The 1,331-nt window shown below is 66.3% G+C and carries 1 protein-coding gene; it reads right to left on the bottom strand.

All coding sequences use genetic code 11. From position 1 onward, the window contains the following. Positions 1-1,331, bottom strand: a 1,331-nt coding sequence (locus AC11W3_RS09545) for an Lcl domain-containing protein (protein ID WP_484092918.1), incomplete at both ends; no start/stop codon positions are given.

The raw sequence follows: 1,331 nt of genomic DNA, 5'->3' as shown, positions 1-1,331 counted from the left end.
ACGCTCGCCCCGTCGATCCGCACGGCTGAGTTGGCGCAGGCAACGTCGTGCACGGTCAACGCGTACTGCTGGGTATCTGTCACCCCTGTGCCGTCGACGGCCCGGACCGTGAACGAGTAGACCCCGGACCTCGCCGGCGTCCCGGTCAGGGCCCCGGTGGCTGGGTTCAGCGTGACTCCCGCCGGGAGACCCCCGGAGGCGACGGACCAGGTGTAGGGGGCCGCCCCCTTGGTGGCGGTCAGGGTCTGGCTGTAGCTGGATCCGGTGACGACCGGCTCCAGCGCGGTGGTCACTGACTGTGACCCGCGGACGGGCCACACGAACCCGAAGTTGTAATCATGGCCGCTGTACTTGAACCCGTAGTCCATGCTCACCCCGTAGACGTAGGCGTACTTGTTGGGGACCACGCTGGAGGACCAGTACTCGTCGGACTGCACCGCGCTGAAGGGATGTGCCGCCGGAAGCGCCGGGAAGCTCCTGTTGGTGTCGACCAGGGAGTAGAGCTCGTCCACGGTCGGGAGCCTCCAGTCTTTGTGGCCGAAGGTGCCCGCCCCTCCGTTGGCGCTGTTCATGGCCGCCACGTAATCGAGCGCCTCCTGCCAGCTCACCGCCAGGGTCGGCAGGTTGGCATTCCTCGTCCAGCTGAGACCGGTCTCGTTGTCGGTGACGGTCTGGTCGTCGTTGACCGTGAAACGGGTGGAGGCGAAAAGGATGTTCCGCTGCACGGTGGTCTTGCTGCCGTCTCCTTCGGTCACGGTGACGACGAGCGGATACTTCTTGCTCTGGCTCAGCACCAGGGTCTGCGCAAATGCCCCGCCGGTGACCTGCGGTGCATAGGTGGCGCTGCCGTCACTGACGGTGACGCTGACCGGGGGCACGGCATCGGCCACGGTGCCGGCCAGGGTCTGGGCCGAGATTGTGGTCCTTACGTCCTGCGACGGTGAGGTGATATTGACGGTCGGCCCCTGGGCATCGGAGACCACGCTGCGCTTCATGGTATTGACCTTGCCGGCGAGATCGGTCACCGCGACCTCGATGGTGTTGAGGCCGGCGGCGAGGTTGACGGTGGAGGAGAAGGTCGAGCCGCTCACCACGGCCGATTCGAAAGTCCCGCCGTTTACCTTGACCTCTACCCCCGCGACCGGCATGGCCACGGTCCCGGTTACGGTGATGAAGCCGGCGCTGGTGGTGCTGTTGTCGGCAGGGGTGTCGATCTCCAGTGACGGCAGCTGCGTGTCGAGCGTGATCTGCCTGGAATCGACCGCCTGGTTCCCTGCCCCATCGGTGGCCGTGGTGGTGATGGTGGTGGTCCCGGCCTGCAGCACGACCAG

Source organism: Geomonas sp., assembly GCF_056994735.1.
This window is presented reverse-complemented; position numbering and strand designations above follow the sequence as displayed.